General features: G+C 32.7%; 14 protein-coding genes and 1 pseudogene. 1 reads left to right on the top strand and 14 read right to left on the bottom strand.

Translation table 11 applies throughout. The features are described 5' to 3' along the window. Window position 1: 1 nt before the first annotated feature. The 7 genes from KW2_RS05650 to KW2_RS05620 form a co-directional block, all read right to left on the bottom strand. Window positions 2–859 (bottom strand): ATP-binding cassette domain-containing protein, encoded by an 858-nt coding sequence (locus KW2_RS05650; RefSeq protein WP_021037219.1) that lies wholly within the window; start codon window positions 857–859, stop codon window positions 2–4. After that, entirely contained in the window at window positions 856–1,224 is a 369-nt protein-coding gene (locus KW2_RS05645) for a GntR family transcriptional regulator (protein WP_021037218.1), read from the bottom strand. The genes KW2_RS05650 and KW2_RS05645 overlap by 4 nt, the downstream gene beginning before the upstream one ends. A gap of 214 nt (window positions 1,225–1,438) precedes the next feature. Further along, window positions 1,439–2,251: a Cof-type HAD-IIB family hydrolase gene (locus KW2_RS05640; RefSeq protein WP_021037217.1), complete on the bottom strand. Its 813-nt coding sequence runs from the start codon at window positions 2,249–2,251 to the stop codon at window positions 1,439–1,441. A 37-nt stretch (window positions 2,252–2,288) separates the two neighbouring features. Continuing rightward, window positions 2,289–3,596, bottom strand: coding sequence for a PTS sugar transporter subunit IIC (locus KW2_RS05635; protein ID WP_021037216.1), 1,308 nt, complete (start codon window positions 3,594–3,596; stop codon window positions 2,289–2,291). Beyond that, on the bottom strand, window positions 3,577–5,964 hold the full coding sequence (locus KW2_RS05630) for a glycoside hydrolase family 9 protein (RefSeq protein ID WP_021037215.1): 2,388 nt from the start codon (window positions 5,962–5,964) through the stop codon (window positions 3,577–3,579). Before KW2_RS05630 ends, KW2_RS05635 begins: the two co-directional genes overlap by 20 nt. Window positions 5,965–5,994: 30 nt before the next feature. Further along, window positions 5,995–6,954, bottom strand: a complete 960-nt coding sequence (locus tag KW2_RS05625; protein WP_021037214.1) for an ROK family protein — start codon at window positions 6,952–6,954, stop codon at window positions 5,995–5,997. Window positions 6,955–6,970: 16 nt separating this feature from the next. Beyond that, window positions 6,971–8,053 carry an SIS domain-containing protein gene (locus KW2_RS05620; RefSeq protein WP_021037213.1) on the bottom strand — a complete coding sequence of 361 codons (1,083 nt, stop codon included), beginning with the start codon at window positions 8,051–8,053 and terminating at the stop codon, window positions 6,971–6,973. 179 nt (window positions 8,054–8,232) lie between these two features. Here KW2_RS05620 and KW2_RS05615 point away from each other — a divergent pair, with 179 nt between their 5' ends. After that, entirely contained in the window at window positions 8,233–9,279 is a 1,047-nt protein-coding gene (locus tag KW2_RS05615) for a LacI family DNA-binding transcriptional regulator (protein ID WP_021037212.1), read from the top strand. 254 nt (window positions 9,280–9,533) lie between these two features. Here the strand turns inward: KW2_RS05615 and KW2_RS05610 are convergent, their stop codons facing one another. The 7 genes and pseudogenes from KW2_RS05610 to KW2_RS05580 all read right to left on the bottom strand — a co-directional run bounded on the left by KW2_RS05610 (window position 9,534) and on the right by KW2_RS05580 (window position 17,583). Continuing rightward, window positions 9,534–9,734, bottom strand: a complete 201-nt coding sequence (locus KW2_RS05610; protein WP_011835124.1) for a cold-shock protein — start codon at window positions 9,732–9,734, stop codon at window positions 9,534–9,536. A gap of 1,003 nt (window positions 9,735–10,737) precedes the next feature. Next, window positions 10,738–11,676 carry a Rossmann-fold NAD(P)-binding domain-containing protein gene (locus tag KW2_RS05605; protein WP_021037211.1) on the bottom strand — a complete coding sequence of 313 codons (939 nt, stop codon included), beginning with the start codon at window positions 11,674–11,676 and terminating at the stop codon, window positions 10,738–10,740. A 546-nt stretch (window positions 11,677–12,222) separates the two neighbouring features. Next, a pseudogene (locus KW2_RS05600) lies at window positions 12,223–12,744 on the bottom strand (DUF6198 family protein); the annotation flags it as partial. 470 nt (window positions 12,745–13,214) lie between these two features. Beyond that, complete coding sequence (locus KW2_RS05595; protein ID WP_041168620.1) at window positions 13,215–13,397, bottom strand: hypothetical protein; 183 nt, start codon at window positions 13,395–13,397, stop codon at window positions 13,215–13,217. A gap of 95 nt (window positions 13,398–13,492) precedes the next feature. Beyond that, window positions 13,493–13,714 carry a hypothetical protein gene (locus KW2_RS05590; RefSeq protein ID WP_143468384.1) on the bottom strand — a complete coding sequence of 74 codons (222 nt, stop codon included), beginning with the start codon at window positions 13,712–13,714 and terminating at the stop codon, window positions 13,493–13,495. 425 nt (window positions 13,715–14,139) lie between these two features. Continuing rightward, window positions 14,140–17,010 (bottom strand): bacterial Ig-like domain-containing protein, encoded by a 2,871-nt coding sequence (locus KW2_RS12260; RefSeq protein ID WP_021037207.1) that lies wholly within the window; start codon window positions 17,008–17,010, stop codon window positions 14,140–14,142. 228 nt (window positions 17,011–17,238) lie between these two features. After that, window positions 17,239–17,583 carry a helix-turn-helix domain-containing protein gene (locus KW2_RS05580; protein WP_021037206.1) on the bottom strand — a complete coding sequence of 115 codons (345 nt, stop codon included), beginning with the start codon at window positions 17,581–17,583 and terminating at the stop codon, window positions 17,239–17,241. Window positions 17,584–18,198: the final 615 nt, after the last annotated feature.

The following is an 18,198-nucleotide window of genomic DNA, read 5'->3' as shown; positions in this document are numbered from 1 at the left end:
CTTATTTTACCGTCTTTCTACTTGTGATTTTCATAAAGTACTCCTGTAAACTCATAGGTTTTATGTTTACCTTATCCAAATTTTCTTGAACTAACTTACCTTTTGTGTAGGCTGTTGTAGAACCTCCAAGCTTTTCTTTTTTTAATACCGTACAAGTACCGAGAAGAGCTTCAACCTCCTTTGTTGGCCCAGATAAAACATGAGTATTTTTTAATAGAGATTCTACTTCTTCATCATTAATAACTTTCCCTTTATCTAAAATAACTACCTTTTCCAATAAATTTGATATTTCATCAATTAAATGTGTAGAGATAACGAATGTTCGAGGTCTCTCTTGATAAGTATCAATTAAAAAGTTATAGAACAATTCTCTGTGGTTTGTATCTAATCCCAAAACTGGCTCGTCCAAAAATATGTAATCACTCGGAACACATAGTGCGACAATAAGTTTGGTAATACTACGATATCCTGTAGAAAGTTTATTTAGCGCCTTTGATTCGTCTAATTCAAATTCTTTAACCATCTCATTTGAGAGGTCCCAATCAAATGAACCATAAAATTTTTCTATTAATTTAAATAATGCTTCTATTTTTATTTTTGAAGGAAATAGATTATCTTCACTCATCAAGTGGACTTTATTTAATAATTTTTCATTTTCAGAAAGTTTATCTCCCGAGAGTCTAACCTCTCCTGTAGTTGTAAATATTCTATTGTTAATAATATTTAACAAAGTACTCTTTCCAGCACCATTATTTCCTAATAATCCATAAATTTTCTGTTCGTCAAAACTAATTGAAACATTATTTAAGACTACTTTTTTACCATAAGTCTTAAATAATTGATTCACATCCAAACTCATTTCATCTCTCCTTTTTCAATTAACTGAATTAATTGTTCTTGAGAAATATTTAACTTTCTGGCTTCTCCAAGAAATCTTGTCAAACCCTGATTAATAAATTTCTCTTTTCTTTTATTTAGTATCTTTTCCTGTGCACCTGCCATAACAAACATTCCCACACCTCTTTTTTTCTCTATAAGGTCCTCATCAACTAATTGATTCATTCCCTTAAGTATCGTGGCTGGATTTATTTTATAAGCTTTGGAAATTTCTGTTGTTGATGGAATCTGAGCCCCTTCGCGATAAGAACCATTAAATATTCCTTCCGAGATTTCCTCTGCTACTTGTAAATATAATGGAGTATCACTTTCAAAATCAAATTGCATAATCCCTCTTTCGTTTGTTGGTTAACTAGTTATGTAACTAAGTATATCTCTTTTAAATATTATTGTCAATTTTTTTCGGACTTTTAGGTCGGGTTCTACTGACAATTTAATATAATGATGGAAATTTTTTATAATTCATGATAAACAAAAAAAGACCTATCATAGAAAGTTCTATGATAGATTCTTTATGTTATTTCTAGACTTAAAACAAAATTTATTGACTGCTTAAAAATTTGAGGAAATGACTAATTCCACTGTCAAGATTAGACAGAGTTTCATAAGTGGCTTCTTTTTTAACAAGTTCTGAGGCATTTCCCATCGCCACCGAATAATGAACTTGCCCAAACATTTCAAGGTCATTCATCCCATCACCAAAGGCTACTGTCTCTTCTTTATTTACTCCATAATAATCTTGCAAGGCTGAGATTGCTGTCGCCTTAGTTACTGATTTTGGGGTCAATTCAAGATTATTTATGGCTGACGAGGAAACAGATAAATTCTCTGATGCTTCTAATTCGGTTTTTATTTCTTCTAAAATTTCAAAATTATCCTCAGAAATTATGATTCCATTTATTATCAGATTTGAAAACTTTTGTAAATCATATAGGTTAGAAATTTTGATAAATTCTCTTTCTCCTTCTGAAACTAATCTTCCTTTATCCTCATTTTTGAAGTAATCCGGCAAGTCTTTACTATAAAAAGTTTCTGACAGACCAAAGAAAAATAAGGAAACGTCTTTTCTTTGACAAATTTCAAAAGCTTCAATTAAGGCTTCAAGATTCAATGGATTTTTTATTAATTTTTGCTCACAATCATAAACACAACCATTTGAAGCAATCACTTTCACTTGTGAATGCAGATTTTTTGCAACAGCTTTTGCTGCTTGATATTTTCTACCTGTCGCAAGATATACATGAGTCCCTTGATCAATAAGTTGACAAATACTGTCTTTATCAAGGGCTGATATTTTCATATTTGCATCCACCAAGGTTCCATCAATATCCATAAAAATCATTTTTGGAATCATATTTCTCCTTTAAAAATCAACTTTTACCGCTTTGTCTTTAGTCTTCTGTGACAACCATTTCTTTTTGTGCAAGTTTATTTGAAAAGATAACAAACGGCATATAAACTAAGACACCAAGAACAATGATGATAAATTGTACAATTGAACCACGGATATCACCTGCTGTTGCTAAATATCCAGATATCAAAGGTGGAGTCACCCATGGAATTGAAATATAAGTTGGGGAAACAAAATGCAGACTTGTTGCAAAATAAGCAATCACTGTTGATAACAAAGGAACAAGACAAAATGGAATGGCATAGACTGGATTAAACACAATTGGTAAACCAAACATCATGGGTTCGCTGATATTAAAGATACTAGCAACTCCCCCAATTTCTGCCATTGTTCGTTCATCTTTACGTTTTGAAAAGATGAAAAGTGCAATCACAAGACAAATCATTGTTCCACCGCCACCCATATAAACATAGGCATCAAGGAAAGGTTGAGTGACAATATTAGGTGCTGTATGTCCAGCCTGAATCGCATCAATATTTTGTTGCAAACTTGTCAATAAAACCGGACCAGAAATTGCTCCAAAAACATAAGCACCATGAATTCCAAGAACAAATACAAAAGTTGATAATAAAACATAGAGTAGGATTCCAGGAAGTGATTGGAAACCACCCACTAAAGGTGCTTGCAAGAATTTCACAATAAGTTCTGGAACAGAGGAACCACTCAAGCTTTTGATAGTTTCTTCGACAATTGCAAAAATAGTTATGACTAAAATTGCCGGAATTAATTTATTAAATGAATTCTCAATTGCTGAAGGAACACTTTCAGGCATTTTAATTTTCAATTTTTGATTTTGTGAAAACTTACAGAGTAAGGTCACACCTACCAAAGCTGCAATAATTCCCAAAAGCATTGTCGTCGCACTTGTATAAGTTTGTGTGAGCGTCCCAGCAGCCTGAAAAGTCTTACCTCCCACACTCAAAACGCTGACAGTATTTGGAATTAAAGTGATATAGCAGGCAATGGCTACAATTCCTTCTAAAGCCCCATCTGTACCATAAGTTTTTGCCAAATGATATCCAATTTGGAAAGTTATCATTAAACCTAATATACCTAAAGTCCCATTGTAACCCTGAATACAGACATTTGAGATGAAATCTCTCCCAGGAATTCCCCTCAATAGACCTGTTGTTTTTTCCAATAATAGATTATTGATTAGGACAAAAATTGCGGCGGTAATCGTAATAGGAATCGTAGAAGCAAATGCATCACGAATCGCTGCAATATAACGATTTGCTGAAATTTTTCCAGCAAGCTGACTTAACTGATCAACCGATAACTTTTTCATATTCTTCCTCTTCAAGTAATTTTGATACTAACGTAAACCATTTCCCAGCTAAACCAACCCAAACTTCCTTATAGGTTGCATTATTAAACTGGGGCCAATAAGGAGCATCTTCATTCTCAAAGGTCTGTACTCCTACAGGCATTTCGCCAACTATTTCTCCTGATGATACGGTATACATCTCAGGAAATTGATGTCCCTCGCCAAACATCATGGATTGTCCAAAAGGATTTTTTCCTATCAGCCACTCCAATTGCTGATAGGCGATTTCTGTCAGTGATTTATCTCCTAAAAGTTTCCCCAAAAGAGCTGCACTTTCACCCATTGATAATAATACTGCACTATTCCCTCTAAAAGAGAACCAAACTGGAAATCGCTTAATATAATAATTTTCGGCAATTTGCTCGCCAGCGACCAATTGTTCTTGAAACTCAATTTTCGCTTCTGGGCCGACTAATAAATGTTGCTTATCAAAAGATTCCTTATCTTCCCACTCATTTTTTTCATAAATTCCACTGGCAATCATTGGATAAGGAGCCGTAAAATTCATTAAATATTTTAGATAAGACCCATAATTACTGACAGAAGTTGATAATTTCACTTTCAATTCTTCGTCAGTAATTATCTTTTGTGCTTCTGTCATGGCATAAGCGTAAAGGTGTTCTCTTGCTTGATGATTAAAATGTTGAAAAACTTTTTTCTTTTCATCCCGGTAAAACATCCCTTTTAGTAAAGTTCCGTCAAAAAGAGAAATTCCGTCAGTTTCCTGACAAGCGAGTAATTCAACAAGCTTTTGCTCAACTAAAAGCTGATAATCAACTTTGTCAGTAATTTGATAAAGTAATGCAGCCGTCCATATCATGGTTGCTAAATAGGTACTTTTAGAGGTTGAATAGGTATGTTCCCAGCTGATGGGTTCATGCACGAAAGGTGCTTTTTTAAATTCTGTCAGTGCATCTTCATAATCAATTTCTAAGATTGAGGCAATTTTTTCTCTCAAGTCAGATTCTGTTGGCAAAGATAAATATATTTTCGATAAAATACCTGTAATCAAAAAATTATCGTAAGGACTATTATGCACGCGCGCTTTCGCATCATCCATTGACCCAATTTGATTATCTGTCCAACGACTGACACCAGCACTTGTCATACGATAGCCATTCCCCAGTCTAGTTTTAAAAATAAAATCTAATCCCCAGTCCCCTTCTTCTAAAAGTCGAGCATATAAGACGGGGTCACTATTTTTTACTTTTTCTGCTAATTCAAAAATTCCCAAGGTCACTTCTGCTGACTGGATCAGTTGTTGTGAAAGGTCACCTGCATCATGCCAACCTCCATTGAAAATTATTTTTCTGTCATTAAATTCAGCATAGACATCTTGATGACAAGTTCCATGAATCCCAGAAACTGGACAACCACAACGTTCACAAAATACAAAATTCAAACTTTTCCACAAAGAACTTTTTAACAAATTTTCGTAATCAGCAATTTTGAATGATTTTGTTTTTAAATCACCAACTTGGAAATAATATTCACCGCTTATCTTATAGTCTGAAAAATCAGCAATTGCGTAAGTTCCAACAGTTTTATCAATTTTTTTGAAGGTTCCTTCATAAACATTTTCAGAATTTTCTTTACTGACAAGCCTAAACTTTTCGTCGATATGTTTATTATGAGCAATAACTGTTTTAGTTGATTCCTTCGGGTAGCCAATATGTGAATAGCTTAAATCATTTTCTAAAAGTTGCCAGCCTTTAACATTTGTTTTTTCTTGATTAGTCTCTAAGAAAATCTGTTCAACAACAATATCCCACTCTGCTGGTAAATTCATGTAGGAACCATTAGCATTAAAAGTAATTTCTAATTTACTTATAGCATCTCTTGAAAGATTGCTTAAGTTTAGACGATATTCTTGGGTCTTTTTATTTTCCAAATTAATGACATGATGACCTTCTCGGTCATATTTATCTGGAACTTTTATTTTGCCATCATTTGTGAAACTGATGGTAATTGCAGGATTGATAATGTTTTTACAATTACTAGTCACCACTAATTTTAATTGATTAAAGGATTCCCAGTTTTCATTGGCAAAAATTCGTTTAGCCCCAATCATTCCAAATGATGTATAATCCCCATCTTGCGGCCAGTCTGCTGGATAAGTTTCAAACCTTGCCGGACTTTTTAGATGAATCAGTGCGTCATCTTTAACAAGCTCTCCCCTTCCGATTTGTTCCCATTCCCCTAAAATTGGAACTTGTTGAATTATTTTTTCTTTTTTCAGACTTTCACTTTCAAAACTTTCTTCTTTATGGACAGTCAATGGTTTATGGAGATTATTAGTCGCTAGTAAGTCTTGATAAAATTCTTTCATATTTACCTCATTATTTTCCTGTTAATGAATTTATTCAGTTTCTTTTCCTGCCAGCTTCTTAAAGGCATGAACCGCACACCCTTTTAAGGCAATAAAACGCGGATCAATTTCTGTTTGATGGACTCCTTCTGTCACAAAACGCATGGTGTTGGCATTTAACTTTTCAAGCATCAGCTTATAAAAGATATCATTGTTTGCTAATCCTCCACCCAAAATTACCGCTTCTGGGTCTGACGTCCTGACTAAGTTCATGATAAGTTCAGCAATTCCCTTAGTAGCTTGCTCAATGACTTCTTTAGCAAGTGGGTCATTTTTTTGAAAAGCTTTGATTATCTCCTCCCCGCTGACACGATGTTTGTCAGTAATTTCTAATTGAGTTGGATATTTATTTTTTAAACGATGAACCTCATTACTCATTCCTAAACCAGAGGCAAAAGTTTCTACACATGCGATTCGGCCGCAGACACATCTTACATGATTATTTATTCCAACAAGACTATGACCGATTTCTCCAGCATTAGAATGACCGCCTTTTAGCAATTGACCCTCAGCAATTATTCGGCCGGCAATTCCTGTTCCGATATTCAAATAAATAAAATCCTTGGTTTTTTTGCCGATGCCTAACTCCATTTCTGCAAGACTAGCACTAGAAACATCATTATTAATAACAACTGGTAAATTGAATCTTTGACTAATTTCTTGGGCTAATGGAATCTCTTTAGCATTCTCAGGGTGAATTTCATGCCAAATTCCTTTTTCAGAGTCAACTCTCCCTACTAAATCAATACTGATAGCTACTAATTGCCCTTGGAGCTTTTCATTTTCTAAATATGAAGCAATCACTTCTTTTATTTGCTCGACTGCTTCAACTTGAGAAGTTACCTTTGAACGAAAAGATTTACTTTCCAAAATATTTCCTGCTTGGTCAAGTTCTCCAATGAGAATCTTAGTCCCACCAAGGTCTACCCCTAAGACCGTTTCTTTTTTCATGATTTCCCCTTTTTAACTAAGCGTAATCGCCAGGCTTAGTTTTACTCTTCATTGCAAGACCAAAATCTGTATAAATCCTCTGACTTAAATGATTTCCTCTGGCTTCCGCAATATGGTGTGCCAAAATTTGAAAAGGAATAATCATAAAAAGTCCTGCTTTGTATTCATCAATCTCCAGTTCCAATCCAAGTTCAGAATCATTCTGACTTTTATTTAAACTTATCGTGTATACTTGACCAACATATCGTTTTTCATAATCTCGTAAGTTAAAGAGTCGTTGATTCATTGGCGAATTACTATCAATATAGAAGTGTTGGTGCTTTGAATTGACTTCAAAATAAGGACCGTGCATGAAAACCTCTATATCCATTCCTTGACTTGGAATCCGAATCGTTTCTGAAAATTTTGTTTGCATTTCCATTGCTGTTCCAATCAAGGCACCAGTGCATAACGAAGTAAAACGCTCTGCTTGGCCTAATTTCTCTGACCATTTTTCATAAAAGTTTTCCGTTTTTTCAATAATATCTGAAATTTTATTGATAGCTTTTTCAAAACTGCTCAGTTCTTTTGCTTCTTCCTGTTCACTAATTAAACCTTTATTTTTGGCCGTTTTTAATCCACTTAACATTAATTTAAAAATAGTTGCCGTGAATCCTTTAGTGACATAACCAACACGTTCAATCCCATTTTCAATTTCGATCACTTCATTGACTACTTGGGCAAGCTCACTTTCCCTTTTACTTGTCAATCCGTACATGGTAAGTTCTGGTTTCAATTTTTTAATGGCTTTAAGAGCGTCAATGGTTGAAGTACTTTCTCCACTTTGAGAAATACCGATAACGTTATCGGTTTCTTCTTTTAATTTTTCATAATAATGAAATTTAAAAGGTTCTTCTATCGTTAAATATACATCAAGGATTTTCTCAATATAATATTTCGCGCTATAAGCTGCATTAATACTTGACCCAGTCGCTAGAATCAACCAGTTATTACCTTTGATAACTGGACAATTATTAGGATAGTTTTTTAAAATATTGGATAATACTTCTTGCTCCTCCTTGATATAGGTCATCATTGTTGGTTTATTCTCCTCCACCATCGCTCTCCTTTTTAAATTTTATATTTTCGGTAACGTTTCCATAAATTCATTATAGTTTATCCTAAAGAAGATGTCAAGGATTTTTTGCAAACGTTTTTATTTTAATGAATTGACTATTCTAAAAAAATAATTGATAATAGAGGATAGATAGTAAAAGTGGTAAAGAGATTGGTAAATAAATGAAAAAAATAACGATTAAAGATATCGCCAAACTTGCTGGTGTTTCTGTCAGTACAGTTTCCAGAGCTATTAATAACGATTCCGAAGTTTCCGAAAAAACAAAGAAAAAGATAGAAAAAATTGTTTCAGAAACTAATTATCATCCAAGTATGTTGGCACGTGGGATGGTTTCTAAAAAAACCAATATGTTAGCCATACTTGTTTCAGATATAACAAATCCATACTTCAATCAACTAGTTGCCGAATTGGATAGTCAACTTATTGACAAAGGCTACACGCTCTCTTTATTTGACACACAAACTGCGAAGGGGATTCAGGACAAAAAAAATAGACTGACCGAAGTCAGTATTTTTAAACAAATTCAAGAAAATAACTTTGATGCAGTTTTAATTTTAGGAGGATTATTAGATGAAACTGATATTAATCCTGACTACCAAGCTGCTCTTAGCAATTTAGCCAAAGAAATTCCCCTTATTCTACTTGGGCGTGATTTAACCCATCTGTCAGCAAATATTTTTTCTCTAAAAAGAGACCAACGCACTCCCACTCAACTGCTTGTTTCTCACATGATTCAAAAAGGCTATCAGAAATTAGCTTTCATTGGTGGTTCGTCCAATACATGGATGACTCAGGAGAGAACAGATAGTTTTCGAGAAATTTTGACTGAAAATCACTTACCGATTGATGAAAAAAGAATCATCAATAATAATTTTTATGCTAAAGATGGTTATGAAGCGGTGACCCGCTTAATTAATTCAAAAGTTGATTTTGATGGAATTGTGGCTATCAACGACCGTGTTGCTCAAGGAGCACTCCGAGCATTAAGAGACTTTTCAAGCAGTCCACAATTAAAGGGTGTAGCCTCTTGCGAATATTTCCCAGATAGTGACTTTCACATCCCCCGAATTACGTCCGTTGACCATAATATTCCAGAACTAGGTGAAAAAGCCATCCACTTACTCTTTGAAGTCTTAGATAAGGAGCCAATTAATACTGAAAATCTGGCCTTTCCCATTCCTAAATTAATTATTGGTGAATCTTGCTAATTTATATATGTTTAATATAAGTTATACGACTATAAATTAACTCTCCCTTATATAAAGAGAAATATGTGGTTTTCTTCCTACATTTTCCTGACCAAAAATATGCCAGTGAATACTGGCATATTTATTTAAGATAAGTTCACCATATACAAATAAAAAGCGTGGTTCTTCTTGAAGGACAAGCTTACTCCATCATATGCACGGCATATAAAAAAACCAAAGCAAGAGCTCTGGTTTTCATCTGTTTTATCAGATTTTTATGCTTTTGTGATATTAACTGCTTGAGGTCCACGTTGACCTTCTTCAACATCAAATTCTACTTTTTGACCTTCGTCAAGTGATTTGAATCCATCAGATTGGATTGCTGAGAAATGTGCGAACAAATCTTGACCATCTTCAGAGGTAATAAAACCAAATCCTTTAGTAGCGTTAAACCATTTTACTGTTCCATTTGCCATAATATTTATTTCCTTTCGACAAAATTGTAAATCTCATTTTGCGAAAAGTGAATCTATAAAACTTTTACTCATGACAAAATCTACTTACTCATAGTAACACTAATTATACTTAATGTCAAACTACCCACATATTAATAAAATCCATATCTTTAAGACATGGATTTTATGAACTGTAGGGAAAGCAACTAATCTTTCCTCTACACAGTATAACATTTTGTTAAACTATTACAAGCTTAAATATTGCGGGAACAGAATTTGAACCAGTGACTTTCGGGTTATGTGCCCAATAAGATATCTAGCTGCTCAATCCCGTCTCACGCGCATAACACTACGAGTTTCTAAAGTCAAATTTTGAGTTATTTCAACTATAACAATTCAAAAAAAGCCACTCACAATTGAGCAGCAAAAGATGACAGGCGGCACTTTCGATGAACCTACCTTACGCCAAGTATAGCACATTATTTATTAATTACAAAAATATCGTAAAAGCCACTCCAAATTTAGAAAGTGGCTCACTTTAGAAAGGAGAGAGTTCAATCAGACCCTCTCAACGCAAGTATACCACTTTCCATTATTATTGCAAGTGCTTTCTTAAGTTAATAATAGTAAAAAGTCATTTCTTTTGACAGCGCTATCTTTTATTGGTATTCTTAAACTATCAATTACGAAGGAAATCCAAAATGGTTGGGAGAATATTATTAATTAGTGGGTTCGATTCCCGCCTCCTTCATTATTTATGCTATATTTCTAATATTTGACCACACTCTACTTAAATATAAAAAACCTACTAGCAACAAACTAGTAGGTTTTTTGTTAAAGAAATAAAGTTTAAATTGGCTCCCCGCATAATAAAATAAATGACATAAAGTATTTGCTTTTGTAAAACCACTCAAATTATTCCATGTCCATCAGAATATTTGATTCTATATAAAATTGGAATCCTCTCGCAAATGTATTAAAAAACATCCTGAAGTATTTTTCCAATTGAAATATCGCAAAACTTTCATTTTCTTCTTTCTTTTATTTCATTAAAAACAACAACATCTTTTCGAAAAATATGTTCACTCAGTACCTTACTTAATAACTGACTGATATTTCTATGAAAAATAGAAGGAACATTTGGGACAACATAATAATAAAGTCCTTTTTCTTTATAAATTGGATGCTCTATATCCGTAAAATGGCTCCCTTGAATGGCATTTCCTGCATCAGCAGCCACGTCAATAATTAATGTTCCTTTTTTTAATTGACTCTGTTCCAAGAGTGATAGGATCGGGTCGTTCTCAGTTCCAACTTCAATGCCATTAATAATGATATCATAATCCCTAAAATTCTTTTTAAAGACTGGCATGGTGTTACGATAAAACATTCGAATATTAGATGAAAATTTTGAGGCACTATTAAACGCTCCCTGAGAAACATTTCCAGAACCAAGAATCGCAATTTTCGTTTCATTATCTGGTAAAAATCCATACGAAGTAAAGGCATGAATTACTCCTGCAAGTCCTGCATAAAAGCTATTTCTATAAAATAACCCCTTGGGAATATTTGCACTAATGACTTCATTTTTATAAAAAATTCCTGGAAAATTATTATCTAAATCAACAACGACCAAATCTTTAGGAAAAGCTTGGTCGTTCATAAAGTTTTTACCTGAACCATAAGGATGAGTCCATCCAATTATAAGTTGATCAACTTTGATTGATGGATAATCAACAGGCTGAAGTAATTTCAACGAAAATATCGCATCGGATTTTGCAAAGACTTCTGCTCTAGAGGCAATAAGACACCCGACTTCTTTATAAGCATTATCTTCAATATCTAACATTTCTCCAAAACCTTCCTCTAATATCAATTCATTTTCAAAATCATTGATATCTTCCGGTAAGAGAGGGACACGTCGCTCTCCTGGAAAATTAGATTTTAGTATCCCTAAGATCATGTAACTTACCTCTTCTTTGTAACTTATTTCTAATTCTAAATCATTAATAAGCTCTTTTATAGGAATTTTTAGTTCCTTTTCCCAAGGTTTTTGCAAACTGTTAAAGTTTCAAAAGATTCGTTATGCGTCTTTACAGCTTGTCTTGTCTCTCTCGATAACAATCTTCCCCAAATCTATCCTTTTTTGAAAGGTGGGACCCTTTAACCAACTGTAACACTTTATTTGATAAATAGATAGGTGGTTAGCCTATAAATATTTCTTTTGACTGCTCCATTTCTCTTGTTCATCAGTCAATAGACTCATTATTCTTATTCACAAAAAACCGATATATCTTATAATTTTTAGCAATCCTATTTCATCAATATATTTAAAGTTTCATAATCCCCCTATACTTAGTGCTCGGACCATGTAACTTCAATAGTTTGTTTAAGAAAGAACTTACTTAAAAAATTCATGCCCTCATATCCAGAATCTATTCTAATAAATTTTTATGAATCATTATAAAGTTATTTTCAGTAGTTTAAAAAAGATAGTAAATTATATCTTTTACATTTTTTCACCTTTTGTGACCCAAAGTTTTTTCACAATGATAGATTCATTATTTTTGGTTTTATTAATCACAAAGGTTAATAAAATAAAACTTAATATTGTTCCCTCCCCAATATATATAGGGAGTTTAAATACTAATGATATGGATAATGAAATCAAAATACTAAGAATATCAACACCATAGCGATAGTAGGAAAATGATTTATTATGCTTTTCCACTAATAGAATACAACATTTTTCAATTGGAAATTTAAGTATCCCATAATATAAAGAACGACCCGTTCCGTAACCAGCAATAATTGTCCCAACAATGAACACGATAATTGAAAGAAAATAACTTCCAAGCTGAACTTTAAACAAAAGATGGTATAAAAATAAATTTATGACACTACCAAAACAAACTAATGAAACTATCATAAAAAGATATTCTGGGATTTTCTTATTTTTTTCTATAAAAAAACATGCAATTAAAAATAATAGGTTTACAAGTGTTGTAATAGTTCCCACTTCAATTTTAGTAAGCTCAGACGCCCCTCAATCAATCCCTAATATGAATTTTTAATTAGAGTCTCGCTTGATCTCTTCTATTTGCTATTCTTTATTAAGTGCTTCTTTATCAATAATTTCATCTGTTATATTCTAATTCAACATCGTTATTTGTGCTTTAAACCAATTAGTTAACCCTTCAACAAATCAAACTCTCATTATCATACTAAATGGATTCACTTGCCAAGCTAGGACATCTTTATCGTGAATGTTAAAGTCAGTTTGTTTTCTTTCAATTTTAAGAACCATTTATAATATTTTTTGCAATATTTCATAGAAATATTGCAAAAAATATGTAGAGAATAGATACCTAAAATACGATTTCATTAAATGATGGCTAAGTTCATATTGGCTAAATTATAGCTTATCTATAAATAAAAACGCTAGGACTGATTCCTAGCATTTTTTAATGTTCATGTTTGGCTTTTGGTCAGTTTTAAGTGTCATTTAATTTCTTTGTTCATCCCATTTTCGGCAAGTGTAAGCCATTTTTTTAATTCTTTAATATCTTCATCATTGGCAAAATCTCTGATATACCTACGAGACTGTCTGCGAGCAGTGTCATGTTTCGTTTTATAAAGGTTTTTAGCTTCCCATTTTCGATTTGCTTTTAATTTTTCTAACATATTATTATATTTTAACACAAATAAATGGGCAATTCACTAATAATATTATTATTATATTTTAGGATATTAATCATACTTTTATCATAATAATCATTTTATTCTTTGATAAATCTCGCGACAATTTTAGAACATTCTTCAAAGTCATTGATACCGAGATTAAGAGCTGTCAATTCGTGTAGGAGTTGAACAACCTGCTCGCGTTCGTACATTTCAAAGTTGTTTGTATTACCTAAACCTTTAGGCATTACATTATAGTTAGTTCCTCCGCGCCCCTTTACTCTAACTACTGATGGCTCAATACCGTGTATGTTTGGCATATCAAATTCTTTTCTGTAAGTCATACTATAATTCTCCCCTAATATAAGCCATTGTTTCAGTATTAATTATTCAAAAGTCTCTTATAACTGAAATACTATTTCGGCGCCACTTCTTCACTAGGGGATTTGTTGCTGACAAATTCATTATTAAGTTGTTTGAGTCTATGTTCTACTAATACTAATCTAGCTGTCATATATCTTTTATTTGTTACTAATTGTCTACTTATGTGTGTTTGCTTTAAGTTACGATAACGTACCTTAAAGCAAACACCATTACATTCTACCGTAACGGTAGTCAAAAATCAAATATAAACTGTACTAGACTTAATTCTTCCAAGTTATAACGTTTGTTAAGTCTTTTTAACAATATTTCTTCTTCCAATTTTTAGGTGCTCATAAAAAAGGACTCCTTACAAAGTCCTTTTTTATTTTTTAACTTGCTTTTTAGCCATCAAGACCGAAATCAAAAGAATCGCTAAACCACCTATCATTGTAGCGACGACGACTAAACGTGCCTCCCCAGTTTCTGGTAATTTATTTTCTGACACAGAACCTTCAGATGTAGTCTTCTTAGTATTGATCTTTTCTATATTTTTTTCCGAAGATTTCTCTTTATTCTTATCATCTTCTGATGGTAATATAGTTGACTCTTTATCTTTAACTGTTATTTTAGCTATACTAGTGACCCCATCATAAGTGTAAGACACATCATAAACACCGGCTTTACTTGTATGTACTTTAGAATCATCAACCGTGAGTTGACTGAAATCAACTTTGTGGCCATCTTTATCAAATGCTGAATCAAAGTTTTCTTCTGCTTTCCAATTGTCACCTACGTAAATGCTTGAATCATGAACATTTATAGCTGTTTGTCTATTTTTAACAGATACTTTAGCTGTACTCGCCACACCATCATAAGTGTAGGTCACATCATAGATACCTGGTGTATTTGGGTCAAGTTTTGAATCATCAACCGTGAGTTGACTGAAATCAACTTTGTGGCCATCTTTATCGAAAGCTGAATCGAAGTTTTCTTCTGCTTTCCAAGTATCTCCTACATAGAGGGTAGAATCATGAACATTTACAGCTGTTTGCCTATCTTTAACAGTTACTTTAGCATTACTTGTCACGCCATCAAAAGTATAAGTGACATCATAAACTCCAGCTGTAGTTATGTCAACTTTTGAATCGTCTACTGTCATTTGACTGAAGCCGACTTTGTTTCCGTCTTTATCAAGTGCTGAATCGAAATTATCTTCTGCTTTCCAAGTATCTCCTACGTAAATACTTGAATCATGAACATTTACAACTGCCTTTAGTTCTCCAACTATAATTTCAGTTGATAGTTTCTGTGATAACTGAGGTGAGCCGGTTGGCAGTGTCGCTGGAATAATAAACCAATCTAACTTATCACCAGAGGCAAAAACTTCTCCATTAGGTAATGTAAAAGTAAAGGTATAATAGTCCTTATTCAACCGTGTTATTGAATAATTGAACATTTGATTTCCACTTACGGTATTTTGATTATAAACCTTATTATTAAGGGAAAACATTGCTGCACTAGAATAACTCAATTCTATTTTTTGACCTGTATTAGTTTCACCATATGCTGGTAAAATTCCAGTAATCACAACATCCTGTGATGTTATTGGATTGATATTTGCTGATTCTACATTTGTTTGATTTATTTTTACTGTAATTTTTGCCTTCTGAGTTAATCCAGCATATGAATAAATGACTTCATAAGTTCCTTCTTTATTTGTATCAATATTAGAGGCATCTACTGTAACTTGACTAAAATCTAAGTCATTCCCATCAACATCGGTAGCAGAAACAAAATTATCTTGAGACTTCCATTTATCGCCTGTATAAATGGTTGAATCTTTTACATTAAGCGTCGATTGATCAACTTTATAGATGTAGGTAACTGTTTGTGCTTGGTCTGTTAAAGTCCCTGTGACGTTTCCTTGAACGTTTTTGAAGACGTAACCAGCAATGGACTTTTGTTCTGTTGTATAGGTGTCTCCAATATCTCCCGATTTTACAACATCTGCAGAAATCTTATTACCATTAGTATCTAAATATTTAACGGTCAAATCAGCTGCTTTATTTGATATTGGCTGCCATACATAAGTGTCATTTTTAGGATTTAAATTAAAATTTTGTGTTAATTCCTTACTTGTCCAGATATCTTTACCATTTGGATTTTCATTAGTACCTGAACCTACATTTTCCCATTTCCCTGAGTATTCATTATTTGGCAAAATTTCTGGAAGTTCTACATTTGTATCATCTGTGCCCCAAATCCTAAATTTATCACTTAATTTCAACGACTTTAAGGAATTTGTGTTTTGGAAAAACAATGTCATTACGTACTTATTATAAGATGAAGATGGCAATTTGGTCATATCAAATCCTGTTAGATCAAGCTCTTCTAAAGAAGAATCTCCCATGAACACACCTTGAGTAGCATTCAGTGGTGTTACCCTCCAACGGGATAAATCTAAATTTTTCAATTTAGACATGGTTGAAAAAGCATAAGTAATATTAGTCATGCTTGAGGTATCCCAATTTGATACATTCAATGATTGCATATTTGTTGCTCCATTAAATAGTGAAAAAATATCTACTACTTTTGAAACATCCCACGAAGTTAGGTCAAGACTTGCCAAGCTTGAACACTCCCCAAAAACTCTTTGCATTTTAGTAGTTTTCGAAGTATCTAATTGCTCAATTCCTTCAATATCAGTTACATTACTTAGATAATCAAATAAATTATTCAAACTATCGCTTGCTATAATTGGTCCATCTAAATGTATACTTTTAATTTGAGATCGCCACTGAAACCAAGGACTACTACTCGTACTTCCATTTGGGTTAAGGGGTGTATCAGAAAACTCACCAGCACCAATATATAATGTACCATTTGAATCAATTCGCCAAGCTGAGGTACCAAAGGTTCCAGAAGCTATATCATCGGATGTGATACTTTCTTCACTCAAAGTATTTGTATCTCTTTGTGCTTGAGCGGTAGTAGTTAAAAGTTCTTTTTGTGTATCTTCTTTACTTTGATGTAACACTTGATTTTCATTAGTAGTAGAATCGCTGATTGTGCTATTATAAGTTGTCAAGAGAGGACTAGATTGGGGTAGTGAATTATTAGTGCTCTCCGAAGATTCTATAGTTGAAGTTTCTTTTGTAATCACAGAACTTGTTTCTGAAATCACTCGGATTGTCGGTGAAAGAGTCCCAAGTAACATTGTACTTAAAACAAAACCACAGGTTATTTTTTTCATTGATTTATCTCCTATTTGTTGATTTATACTAGAGTGGTATCGTTCTAGTGCAAAGTAAGATTATTTTGCTTTGAAAATTTTTAACATATTTTTATAACTACAATCTACATTCGAAAAGCAATTGATTAAGTCTGAATCAGAGAGGTACGGTAATTCTCCAAAACTTACATTTTCATAATAACTAAATTTGTAGATATTATTTAGGTTTAAAAAACTATCACTTCTTAGTTAATCCCCTACTGAATTAGTCTTCATTTCATGTACTAACCACCCTTGAGATAATCTACACATTTCGAATTTTTGTTTCTTATTTAAATTTTCAAAAATAAACTCGGCAAGACTATCTTCACTTTTTTCTTTAAGATATATTTCATCAAATCCCATTAAATATCTCGGTGTAACATCAAAGTACTCAGCCAATTCTAATAATCGAATTGCGGAAGGCATCGTTTTACCTTTGTAGTTACTCAATGCATTTCTAGAATATCCTAGTTCTTTCTCAATTTGATTAAAAGATTTATCCGAAGCTTCTGCAAGATTTTTTATCCTCCCATAAAAGTCCATTTTTTCCATCTCAAATCCTTTCAAAATTCATTTTTTGTTTTACGAAAAATTAAGGTTTTCTCGAAAGCTCTGTGATGTTCTTGATATAAAAATACTTATAAATGCCTATACTTGGCTAAATTTTAAATATTTTGTTTTTTAAAATAATATATTTAAGTAAGTATAAGTTACTATTTAATAATACAAGCGACACAAAAGGACTGCTTTTAATGAAAAAAAGATGCAAAAGACTCCGAAAAACCTTAATTTTTCGGAGTCTTTTGCATTCCAATCTACATAATAACGCTAAAAAGTATCGTTTGATATTTACAAAGTCAATGATACCAACTATATAATCAACTAAATCCATGATTTCTCTTGATTATAATCTAATTACAATATTTCATGTACCTTTTATTATACATTATTTTAGCTATTTTTCAACTTTAAATTATATAGCTTGCACTTCTATATATAATAAAACTTATTTTTATCCGATAAAGTAATTCTTATTGATTGATGTGCACCCAAGACTCAAACTTATTGACCAATTAAATTTACTTGGCTTTTTATTTTAACATTGACTTAATTCGTCAAATAACTTTACTGGACTAAAACGATAAGTATTTCACTCATTCTCCTTTT

The sequence above is a fragment of the Lactococcus cremoris subsp. cremoris KW2 genome (genome assembly GCF_000468955.1).
Lineage (GTDB): Bacteria > Bacillota > Bacilli > Lactobacillales > Streptococcaceae > Lactococcus > Lactococcus cremoris.
Note: the sequence above shows the minus strand (reverse complement) of the source record. Positions and strands in the feature narration are given on the sequence as shown.

Coding starts and splice junctions, on each gene's coding strand:
- KW2_RS05650 (WP_021037219.1), bottom strand. CDS start 859: ATGAGTTTGGATGTGAATCAATTATTTAAGACTTATGGTAAAAAAGTA.
- KW2_RS05645 (WP_021037218.1), bottom strand. CDS start 1,224: ATGCAATTTGATTTTGAAAGTGATACTCCATTATATTTACAAGTAGCA.
- KW2_RS05640 (WP_021037217.1), bottom strand. CDS start 2,251: ATGATTCCAAAAATGATTTTTATGGATATTGATGGAACCTTGGTGGAT.
- KW2_RS05635 (WP_021037216.1), bottom strand. CDS start 3,596: ATGAAAAAGTTATCGGTTGATCAGTTAAGTCAGCTTGCTGGAAAAATT.
- KW2_RS05630 (WP_021037215.1), bottom strand. CDS start 5,964: ATGAAAGAATTTTATCAAGACTTACTAGCGACTAATAATCTCCATAAA.
- KW2_RS05625 (WP_021037214.1), bottom strand. CDS start 6,954: ATGAAAAAAGAAACGGTCTTAGGGGTAGACCTTGGTGGGACTAAGATT.
- KW2_RS05620 (WP_021037213.1), bottom strand. CDS start 8,053: ATGGTGGAGGAGAATAAACCAACAATGATGACCTATATCAAGGAGGAG.
- KW2_RS05615 (WP_021037212.1), top strand. CDS start 8,233: ATGAAAAAAATAACGATTAAAGATATCGCCAAACTTGCTGGTGTTTCT.
- KW2_RS05610 (WP_011835124.1), bottom strand. CDS start 9,734: ATGGCAAATGGAACAGTAAAATGGTTTAACGCTACTAAAGGATTTGGT.
- KW2_RS05605 (WP_021037211.1), bottom strand. CDS start 11,676: ATGATCTTAGGGATACTAAAATCTAATTTTCCAGGAGAGCGACGTGTC.
- KW2_RS05595 (WP_041168620.1), bottom strand. CDS start 13,397: ATGTTAGAAAAATTAAAAGCAAATCGAAAATGGGAAGCTAAAAACCTT.
- KW2_RS05590 (WP_143468384.1), bottom strand. CDS start 13,714: ATGCCAAACATACACGGTATTGAGCCATCAGTAGTTAGAGTAAAGGGG.
- KW2_RS12260 (WP_021037207.1), bottom strand. CDS start 17,010: ATGAAAAAAATAACCTGTGGTTTTGTTTTAAGTACAATGTTACTTGGG.
- KW2_RS05580 (WP_021037206.1), bottom strand. CDS start 17,583: ATGGAAAAAATGGACTTTTATGGGAGGATAAAAAATCTTGCAGAAGCT.